Raw genomic sequence first — 10,794 nt, forward strand, 5'->3', positions numbered from 1 at the left:
ATATCAGAGAAGAGATGACAGATAGTTGTAAATATGATTGATAAAATAAATAGAAATTAAATTTAGATATTATAAGGACTATAAAAAAGAACTTTTACTTATCCTTTTATTGATTTGTAGAAGTTCTTTTTTTTATTAAATTTTATAGGAGGCATGTGATATGAAATATGATTATTTTTATGGACTGGTAACAGAATATTTTTTATTCTATAGATTACCTAAGATATTTTTTGAAAAAGATGAGTTTATAGATGTATCTTTGGAGATAAAAGTTTTATATTCCTTAATGCTTGAAAGAACTAATTTATCATCAACAAATGGTTGGTTTGATAACAAAGGAAGGGTATATATTATATTTACAATAGACGATGTTAAAAAATACATAGGTTGTAGTGATAAAAAAGCTGTTAACCTTATGAATGACTTGGAAAAAGTATATTTTTTGATTGAAAGAAAACGTCAGGGGCTTGGAAAGCCTAATATTATTTATGTTAAAAATCTTATCAAAGAAACTGTTGATAACTCTGTTGACAAATCTGTGGAAAAACATTTCTTGAAATGTGAAAATTACAGTTCTGATATGTCAAAAGCACAATGTAGTAATACTAATATTAATAATACTAATTATATTAATAATATATTATCAGGAGAAGGTGAAAAATCAACTGTTGACAACTCATTATCTTCTGAGAAAATAAAGAAATATTTTAAAGATAAATTTGAATATGATATTATAATTAAGAAACCATATATTGATAAAAAAATAGTTGATGAAATAATAGATGTTATTGTGAAAACATATTGTTCAAATAAAGAAACATTTCTTATATCAGGAATTGAAAAGTCTAAAGAAGAAGTTATAAGTCAGTTTATGAATATAAATTCAAATCATATAGAATATGTTGTTGAGTGTGTTATGAAGAATATAAATTCAATAAAAAATATGTATCAATATCTACTTACAGTCATTTATAATGCACCAATTACAATAGATGAGTATTACAGAAATTTGGTAGCCAATGACTTTAATAATACATAGGTTTTATTATGAAGTGAGTTTAATAATTTATAGTATAACTCATAATTTTATATTTTGTTACATAAAAATCAATAAACTATATTGATTTTATCATTTTTAATTTAGTTGAAATAAAATTTTATTACTGATATCATATAATCATAAAAATATGAAGTAAGGAGGAATAGAATTGAGTCCAATTTTACCAAAGTACAAAATGACAGAAGAAGATATCAAATTACAATATATTACCCCTGCCATTGTTTCTAAGTGGAGTCGAGATAAAATTACTATGGAAACACAAATTACAGATGGTAAAATCAATCTAAAAGGAAATTTTGCATTTCGTGAAAAGCCTAAACGAGCAGATTATATTCTTTACATAAATGCAAATAATCCTATTGCTGTTGTGGAAGCAAAAGATAATAATCATAGTGTTTCTTATGGCTTGCAACAAGCAATGAAATATGCCCAAATGCTTGATGTACCTTTTGCATATAGTTCTAATGGTGATGGATTTGTTGAACACGATTTTTTCACAGGTAAAGAGCGAGAGCTTGCTTTGGACGAGTTTCCAACAGAGCAAGAACTTATAAATAGATATAAACAAAAATTTGTTTTGACACCAAAACAGGAAACAATATTGGAACAACCATATTATACAAGTCAAAATATATATCCTCCTCGATATTATCAACGTATTGCTATAAATCGTACTGTAAATGCTATTGCAAAAGGACAACAAAGACTTTTACTTGTTATGGCAACAGGAACAGGAAAAACATATACTGCTTTTCAAATTGTTTATAGAATGTTGCAAAGTGGATTAAAGCGAAAAATTTTATATCTTGCTGACCGTAATATTTTGGTAGACCAATCAATACAACAAGATTTTGCACCACTTGAGAAAGTTACGCACAAAATTAATGTGGCAAAAGATGATAAAAGCACAATTACTTCACATGAAGTATATTTTTCATTGTATCAGCAGCTTGTGGGCGATGATGACAAAGAACATTTTAGTGAGTTGTTTTCTCCTGACTTTTTTGACCTTATAATTGTTGACGAATGTCATAGGGGTTCAGCAAAAGAAGAAAGTCGCTGGCGTAGAATTCTTGATTATTTTCAATCTGCTACACAAATTGGTATGACAGCTACACCAAAGGAAACAAAATATATTTCAAATCTTAGCTATTTTGGTGAACCGATTTATACATATAGTTTGAAAGAAGGCATTGAAGATGGTTTCCTTGCACCTTTTAAAGTGATAAATATTATGACAAACATTGGAGAAGGCTGGCGTCCACGCAAAGGACAAAAAGACATCAACGGCGAGGAAATACCAGACCGTATTTATACAAATAGCGATTATGATTATAATATAATAATTGAAGACCGTATTCAGCAAGTAGCAGAAGAAATTACAAAATATTTGAAAAATACAGACCGAATGTCAAAAACAATAGTGTTTTGTGCAACAGAAGATGCAGCAGAACGTATGAGAATGGCACTTGTAAATTTGAATAGTGACATGGTAAAAGAAAATCCAGACTATGTGGTGCGAATTACAGGTAGCGATGAATATGGAAAGAGTAAATTAAAATACTTTATTTCTGTTTCATCTCCTTATCCTGTTATTGCAACCACTTCTAAATTACTTTCAACAGGTGCAGACTGTAAAATGACAAAACTTATTGTACTTGATGAAATGATTGGTTCAATGACAGAATTTAAACAGATTATAGGTCGTGGTACTCGTTTGAGGGAAAGAGAAGGCAAGACTCACTTTGTAGTTATGGATTTCCGAAATGTAACACGTTTATTTGCTGACCCAGATTGGGACGGACCTATCGAAATAGATGAAGGTTTTAAATCTGGTGAAAAATCAAACAATAAAAAAGACAATGAAAATACAGGCGAAATAAAAGAACCGCCAGAACCAAAATATAAACATATAGTAGATAAAAACGGTTGTAAAGTTGATATTATTCATAAAACTGTTTCGGTCTATGATGCCAATGGAAAACTTTTGCGACAGGAAAGTATTGTGGACTATACAAAAGAAAATATCAAAGGTGAATATGCTTCACTTGATAATTTTATACGTCAATGGTCTGAACAAGAAAAGAAAGAAAAAATTCGTGAATTGCTCCATGAACGTGGCATTGATTTGGAACTTTTGAAGTCTGATAAAAATATGACTGAAGTAGATGATTTTGATTTTATATGTCATGTTGCTTTTGGCAAAAAGCCATTGACAAGAAAAGAGAGAGCCAATAATGTGAAAAAACGTGACTTTTTCAGCAAATACAGCGGAGTGGCTCGTGAGGTATTGGAAGCATTATTGGATAAATATATGAATACAGGAATTTATGAAATTGAGAAAACAGAGATTTTGAAGCTTGAACCATTCCAAAAGCTGGGCAAACCTTCAAAAATTGCCGGATATTTTGGCGGTAAAGAAGGGTATTTGAAAGCGGTACAGGAATTGGAAAAGGCAATTTATACAGATGAGGTAATATAATATGAGTAATTTAACAGGATTTGTAAAACGTTTACGTGATATTATGCGTAATGATGCAGGCATAAATGGTGATGCTCAGAGAATTGAGCAGATTGCATGGTTACTTTTTTTGAAAGTATATGATTCAAAAGAACAGGATTGGGAATGGGACGATGAGGAATATAAGTCAATTATTCCGGAGGAATGTCGCTGGAATAACTGGGCAAAAGATGATAAATCAGGTACAGCACTTACAGGTGATAAACTTCTTGATTTTGTAAATAATAATCTGTTTCCAAAATTAAAAAATCTTCTAGTAGATGCTTCTACACCAATTAAAAAAGCCATTGTACAAACTACATTTGCTGATGCCAATAACTATATGAAAGATGGTGTGCTTCTCCGTCAAGTAATAAATGTTATTGATGAATTGGATTTTAGCGACTATGAGGAAAGCCACGCTTTTGGCGAAATTTACGAAACAATATTGAAAGAATTACAAAGTGCCGGTTCTTCCGGTGAGTTTTATACACCACGTGCAGTAACTGATTTTATGGCACATGTAATAAATCCACAAATTGGTGAAATAATGGCAGATTTTGCATGTGGTACAGGTGGTTTTATTGTTAGTTGGTTGAAAGAGCTTAAAAAATTGGTAAACACTACCTATGATGAGGAATTATACAGTAATTCAATATATGGCATTGAGAAAAAACAATTTCCATATATGCTTTGTGTCACAAACTTATTATTACATGGACTTGATGTGCCAAAGGTTTTTCATGATAATACATTATTGCATGATGTATTAGACTATACAGAAAATGACAAGGTAGATGTTATTTTAATGAATCCGCCTTATGGTGGTTCAGAAAAAGCAGATGTAAAAAATCATTTTCCAACAGACCTTGCAAGTAGTGAAACAGCAGATTTATTTATGTCTGTTATTATGTATCGTTTAAAAAATAATGGACGTGCAGCTGTAATTTTGCCTGACGGTTTTTTATTTGGAACAGACAATGCAAAAGTAAGTATTAAGAAAAAATTACTTAGAGAGTTTAATCTCCATACAATTATTCGTTTACCAGCAAGTGTATTTTCTCCATATACTTCTATAACTACAAATATATTGTTTTTTGATAATACACACCCAACAGAAGAAACTTGGTTTTATCGTTTGGATATGCCGGAAGGTTACAAGCATTTTTCTAAAACAAAGCCTATGAAAATTGAACATTTCAAGCCTGTTTTGGATTGGTGGAATAATAGAGAGGAAATAACAGAAGAAGGCTTTGACAAGGCGAAAAAGTTTACAGTAGAGCAACTGACTAATGAATTTGGGTATAATTTGGACAAGTGTGGCTACCCACACGAGGAAGAAGAAATACTTGCTCCTATGGACTTGATACAAAGGTATGAGGAACAAAGAGCATCACTCAATGCAGAGATTGACAGGGTGCTTGATGAAATTACCTCTTTGTTGGGAGGGGAAACAGAATGACACCGCAGGAATTAAAAAACAGTATTTTACAACTTGCTATACAAGGAAAACTTGTGGAACAGCGAGAAGAAGAAGGCACAGCGGAAGAGCTTTTTGTAAAAATACAAGAGGAAAAACAGAAATTGATTACAGAAAAGAAAATAAAAAAGGAAAAGCCTCTGCCTGAAATTACAGAAGATGAAAAACCTTTTGATATTCCGGAAAGTTGGAAGTGGGTGCGTTTTGGCGAAATATTCGATATAACTATGGGACAATCGCCAAAAGGAACAAGTGTGTCAGAAAATGGAGAAGGAATGGAATTCCATCAAGGAAAAATATACTTTGGTGTTGATTATTTAGAAAAATCGATACAAAAAACAGATGAAATCACTAAGATAGCAGAACCAAATTCAATATTATTATGTGTTCGAGCACCAGTTGGTGTAGTAAATATTGTGGAAAGAAAAATTTGTATAGGAAGAGGACTCTGTGCATTAACATCACATGATATTATGTATGATAGGTTTATGTTATTTTTTATTCGTGCATTTCAAAATGATTTCATAAAAAAATCAACAGGAACTACATTTAAAGCTATAACAAATGAAGTTGTAAAAAATCAAATCTTCCCCCTTCCACCTCTTGCTGAGCAAAAGCGAATTGTTGCAAAAATTGAAGAACTAATGCCTTATATTGACCAATATGAAAAAGCGTGGAGCAAGCTAGAACAGTTTAATAAACGTTTTCCAGAGGATATGAAAAAATCACTTTTGCAGTATGCTATACAGGGTAAACTTGTAGAACAGCGAGAAGAAGAAGGCACAGCAGAAGAACTTTTTGCAAAAATTCAAGAGGAAAAACAGCGACTTATTGCAGAAAAGAAAATAAAAAAAGAAAAGCCGTTGCCTGAAATTACAGAAGATGAAAAACCTTTCGATATTCCGGAGAGTTGGAAGTGGTGTAGGCTGGGGGAAATTGTAACAATTTTAGGTGGAAAAAGAATACCTGCTGGAAGGCAATTAACAACTGAAAATACAGGATATAAATATATTCGTGTATCAGATATGAAAGATGGCACTGTTTTGACAGATGGATTACTATATGTACCAGCAGATATATATCCATCTATTGCTCGCTATATTATTCATAAAGAAGATGTTTATATTACTGTTGCTGGAACAATAGGGCGAGTTGGGAAAATACCATATGAGATTGATGGAGCTAATTTAACAGAAAATGCAGATAGACTTGTATTTTCTATACTTGATCAGAATTGGTTAATTAGATGCTTGGAATCTAATATTATACAATCGCAGATTGTTAATGTTACTACTAAAGTAGGACAACCTAAATTAGCAATTAAGAGAATACAAGAATTAGTAATACCTCTCCCACCCATTGCCGAGCAAAAACGCATTGTTGAAAAACTGGAACAGTTGCTGCCACTATGCGAAAGATTAAAATAAATTATATAGTATAAATATAAAAATATGTAATATTATTTTATAATAAGGAGAATTTATGTGTTTATTAGACGAATTTTATAATAATTTAGGTGCATCATCTCAACATGAATTTCATGAAAAATTTATGCCGGAGCAATATAAAGAAAAAATATATCATTATACTTCGCCTTCTGGTTTAGCATCTATTTTATTTGGTAATTCTGAAGCCTTAACATTACGAGCAAGTCGTTATGATACCCAAAATGATACTTCTGAAGGAGAAGTAGTAATGGAAGTATATCGAAAGGTTCTTAAAAAATTTAGTAATATAGAAAATATTCCTAAAAATTTAGATAATATCAAACCAACAAGAACATTATTAATGTATCCTGAAATTAATGGAAAAATAAAAATAACTCGTCCAGAGTGTGAAAAATATATTTGTTGTTTTTCAAAAAATCCAGACTCACTTCCAATGTGGAACTATTATTCAAAAGGAAATGCTTATGAGGGGTATAATATTGGATTAGATGTAAATGAGTTTAATAATTGTTTGGGGAAAATATATAAAAATATTGAAGTTAGTAGCAAGGTATATCCTATAATTTATGATGAAGATGAGCAAGAGAAATTAGTAGAGTCATTTATAAAAAAAGTACTTTCACAATATAGCCCTAAACACGATTTTTCTGTTAGATACACCATTTCCAATCAATTGGCAATGTGGCAACTTTTATTCAAAAGCAAATATTTCAAACATGAAGAAGAAGTACGTGTAATTATTAATGTGGCAAAAAAAACTTCAAGTAAAAAATCACCACTTGATATAAAATATAGAGCAAATGGAATGTATATTATACCATATATAGAAATGAATTTAGATAAAGAATGTTTATCTTCTCTTATGTTTGGACCACAGCAATGGAATGATGAACAAAAGAACCATCAAATCAAAATTATGAAGAATATGTTGGTAGAAAATGGATATTCAAAAAATAATGTTGTATGTTCAAAGATGCCATTAAGATATTAATGATATATGAAAATAAACCAATGAGGTGATAAAATGGAAGAACAAGAAAAAGAAGATGAATGGAAAATTAAATTACATAAAGAGCTTATTACTGCGATGACAAAAGATGGGGAAGAAAAAGAAAATGCCTCTATAAAAGTTGGATACTATTACAAATGTTATGCACAAGCTTCTTTATACAAATATTATAGCGATACACCGGAGAAACTTGATGCAGTTAAAAATAATAAAATGTGGTATTCTGCACCATGTAATTTTAATGATGTATTTGATTGTGATATTTCTATTGATAAGGAAAAAATTTTTAATGAAGCTTTGAAATTACTTCCAGATAATAGACGTATCCGTCCTAGAAGTAAAGAATGGAAAGATTCGAAAGTGACAATTAATAAAATACTTGAAGTGCTGCAAGTTGAATTTGACAGTTCAAAAGATACAGTAGGTGTGTCATGTCTTAGTGAGTTAGATGATTCTTTATTAATGTGGGCTCACTATGCAAATAATCATCGTGGATTTTGTGTAGAGTATGATTTGATGGAAATAAATAATGTTCTGAAATTTACAGCAATTCCGGTAATATATTCTAAAGAAAAAACTTGTTTTAATTTTTTTGATTTAAACAGTATAGAAAATGAAGGTTTATTTAAACTTTTTATTCAAAGTCTATCTTCAAAATCACCAGAATGGAGTTATGAAAAAGAATGGAGAATTATTCGAGATCAAGGTGCGTGTGGTGACAAATGGAATGCAGAAAAAAAGGGTGCTTTGCTTGAAATGATTCGACCAAATTCAATTATTCTTGGGTGTGCGGCAAAACCTGATTTTGAGCAAGAGATAAAAGATTATTGTCGCTCTAATGAAATAAATCTCTACAAAATGGAAAAAGATAAATTGCAGTATAGATTAAATAAAAAAGCTATTTTTGAGTTTAATAAAAAAGATTAGAATAAATAAGTTATTAACTTTAAAATATTAATGAATTTTCCGAATAGCTTTAAAATACATAAGTAGATGTTTTTGTATGTTATAGAGCATATATTTTAAAAAACAGTTTAATATAAATCTGTTTAAAATATTGTAAATATAAATAAAGTCAAAATTTATATTTTTACTTGGAGGTGATTTTATGATAGAAGATAACTGGGAACAAATAATGTACAACCAAGACCGTCAATATCTTGTCAAAACTAAACTGCCTGACCATGATAAGTTGATAGAATATTTGAGATGTATTTTTCCGACAACAGGAAGGGCTGACAAAATGTTTTGTAACAGCTTTATGAGTGAATCAGTAGAATTACTTAAACATGCGGTATTTTTATATGAAGATGGATATTTTGATTGTGGGTTTTATTGTGTACGTCAAAGTATTGAAAATCTAAATAATATGCTTTATTTATCTGAAGATGATGAAAATCTAAACAATATACTTTATTTATTTGAAGATGATGAAAATCTAAACAATATACTTTATTTATTTGAAGATAATGAAAAACTTAAAAAATGGAAAGCAAAAGAAAGGTTTCCTTCTGATAAGAAAATTAAAGATATTTTACAACAAACCAATAAAGCATATTTAGAAATAAAGTCTGCAATTCCAGAAATATTTAATACTTATAATGATTTGCTAAAAAAGGCTAATAAATATATACATAAGCAAGGATTTGATACATTTTTTATTAATACATGGCAGCAAGAAAAAATAATTATCCAAAGAACAAGTCTATTTGTAGAACTTATTAAGCAAGCAATAGGAATGTTATTATTAATGAATATAGTTTTAGACCCATTATCATTTGCATTATGTGATTCGGAAGTTGATAAACATATCGATTCTGATTATATGACAGAGCCAATACCTTTGTATATATTTGAGGAATTATTTGATTTTGATATTGCAACCAGAATAAAACAAACAACATTCTATAAAGATTTTACTAAGCCTTTTTTAGATAAAGAAGAACTTAACGATGCAACATATAAAGTTATTCATCATCAACATTTTGATATTAGTGCATTAGATGATATAGAAAGTCAAATACATATTTTGGGTACATATGAAAAGTTATTCTTTCAAATATTGAAACTAGGGGCAAAAATTTCTCGTTTTTATTTTCATGATGATATTTTTGGATATTCTACAAGTATTCCTCCAACACATCAAATTAGAGAGTACAGTTTTAACCAATTTGATACATATTTAGTTGATGAGAATAATACCAATATTGAATGGGGAAATATGTATATAAGTACATATAAAGTATATGATACTTGGATAATATTACAACACAATGATAGATTGGACGACGATAATCTTAATAAAATTCAGAATATTATTAATTCCGAAAATCAAAAATATGCAGATTTATTTGATGCTGTCTTTAAATAGTGAGGGATAAATATTATTTTTTTATTTTTAACATTTAAATAAAAATAATAAAATATAATTTAGATGATACAGTCTCAATACTTATAGTAATGAGGCTGTTTTTTATTTTTATATTTTACTCATAAAATACCATTTTTTCGGTTTATAGGTGAAGGATTTTTTTAAAATTTGTGAACCTTGAAAACTGAATACAAAGCAATGTAAATACATTACTCTGTTAAGTCCGAAAAGGAAAAGCAGTTGCCACAGTACGCCAAGACGATTTTTTTATATCCTTTAATCCGAGCGAGAACTATTGTGGTTAAGTTATCTTTGGCAAAGATAATATGCCACGACCTTAACAGAGCTATAATGATACTAGATATCCCAAAGATGGTGGTTTCCACAAAGGGGAAGATGAAAATCCTATGAGTGTAGCCAAACACTGTTTATATTGCTTTTAAATATAATTACTATTGTTCCGATAAGCATAAAATATTATTCCGATTTACTTTATATTGTTCCGATGTTATTTATGAAAGTTTATAAAAGTATTATAGATGTGTAAGTCTAAATAAGGTATTGTATGTTATATAAGGAGGTGTCTGAAATGGGAGTTACAAAGATAATTGAAGCTGTTAATACAAAAAGTAATATCACAAGAGCCTGTGCCTACTGTCGTGTAAGTACAGATATGTCCCACCAGATAAATTCCTATGAAGCACAAAAGGAGTATTATAAAAACTTTATAACAGAAAAGCCAAATCATAAGTTTGTAGGGATTTATGCTGACTATGGAAAAAGTGGAACTAAAGAAGAAGGCAGAATAGAGTTTGAAAGAATGCTTGAAGATTGCAAAAATGGTATGATAGATATTATATACACAAAGTCAATATCAAGGTTTGCAAGAAATGTAATTGATTGTTTAAGTATAGTAAGAAGTTTAA

Annotated in this window: 8 protein-coding genes; all 8 read left to right on the forward strand. The window is 29.7% G+C overall.

Annotated features, from left to right (window positions below; translation table 11 throughout):
• Positions 1 to 160 precede the first annotated feature (160 nt).
• The gene (locus B5E58_RS12565) at positions 161 to 1,039 is read left to right on the forward strand and encodes a DUF6017 domain-containing protein (RefSeq protein ID WP_088110001.1); all 879 of its coding nucleotides are present in this window, start codon (positions 161 to 163) and stop codon (positions 1,037 to 1,039) included.
• A gap of 196 nt (positions 1,040 to 1,235) precedes the next feature.
• Positions 1,236 to 3,542 (forward strand): EcoAI/FtnUII family type I restriction enzme subunit R, encoded by a 2,307-nt coding sequence (hsdR, locus tag B5E58_RS12570; protein ID WP_164493563.1) that lies wholly within the window; start codon positions 1,236 to 1,238, stop codon positions 3,540 to 3,542.
• Position 3,543: 1 nt separating this feature from the next.
• Positions 3,544 to 5,022 carry a type I restriction-modification system subunit M gene (locus B5E58_RS12575; protein WP_088110003.1) on the forward strand — a complete coding sequence of 493 codons (1,479 nt, stop codon included), beginning with the start codon at positions 3,544 to 3,546 and terminating at the stop codon, positions 5,020 to 5,022.
• Positions 5,019 to 6,467, forward strand: coding sequence for a restriction endonuclease subunit S (locus tag B5E58_RS12580; RefSeq protein WP_088110004.1), 1,449 nt, complete (start codon positions 5,019 to 5,021; stop codon positions 6,465 to 6,467). The genes B5E58_RS12575 and B5E58_RS12580 overlap by 4 nt, the downstream gene beginning before the upstream one ends.
• Before the next feature lie 55 nt (positions 6,468 to 6,522).
• Positions 6,523 to 7,479: a DUF2971 domain-containing protein gene (locus B5E58_RS12585; protein ID WP_088110005.1), complete on the forward strand. Its 957-nt coding sequence runs from the start codon at positions 6,523 to 6,525 to the stop codon at positions 7,477 to 7,479.
• Between the two features lie 33 nt (positions 7,480 to 7,512).
• Entirely contained in the window at positions 7,513 to 8,424 is a 912-nt protein-coding gene (locus B5E58_RS12590) for a DUF2971 domain-containing protein (protein WP_088110006.1), read from the forward strand.
• Positions 8,425 to 8,605: 181 nt separating this feature from the next.
• A complete protein-coding gene (locus tag B5E58_RS12595) occupies positions 8,606 to 9,868 on the forward strand; it encodes a hypothetical protein (RefSeq protein ID WP_088110007.1) in 1,263 nt (420 codons plus the stop codon).
• Positions 9,869 to 10,457: 589 nt separating this feature from the next.
• Positions 10,458 to 10,794: recombinase family protein (locus B5E58_RS12600; protein ID WP_143597274.1), on the forward strand; the 337-nt coding region annotated here is incomplete at its 3' end.

Origin of the sequence: Tyzzerella sp. An114 (assembly GCF_002161055.1) — a bacterium.
Taxonomy (GTDB): Bacteria; Bacillota; Clostridia; order Lachnospirales; family Anaerotignaceae; genus Fimicola; species Fimicola cottocaccae.

Excerpts from the sequence above, each read along its gene's own strand:
- B5E58_RS12590 (WP_088110006.1), top strand. The coding sequence starts at position 7,513 with ATGGAAGAACAAGAAAAAGAAGATGAATGGAAAATTAAATTACATAAA.
- B5E58_RS12585 (WP_088110005.1), top strand. The coding sequence starts at position 6,523 with ATGTGTTTATTAGACGAATTTTATAATAATTTAGGTGCATCATCTCAA.
- B5E58_RS12580 (WP_088110004.1), top strand. The coding sequence starts at position 5,019 with ATGACACCGCAGGAATTAAAAAACAGTATTTTACAACTTGCTATACAA.
- B5E58_RS12565 (WP_088110001.1), top strand. The coding sequence starts at position 161 with ATGAAATATGATTATTTTTATGGACTGGTAACAGAATATTTTTTATTC.
- B5E58_RS12575 (WP_088110003.1), top strand. The coding sequence starts at position 3,544 with ATGAGTAATTTAACAGGATTTGTAAAACGTTTACGTGATATTATGCGT.
- B5E58_RS12595 (WP_088110007.1), top strand. The coding sequence starts at position 8,606 with ATGATAGAAGATAACTGGGAACAAATAATGTACAACCAAGACCGTCAA.
- hsdR (WP_164493563.1), top strand. The coding sequence starts at position 1,236 with ATGACAGAAGAAGATATCAAATTACAATATATTACCCCTGCCATTGTT.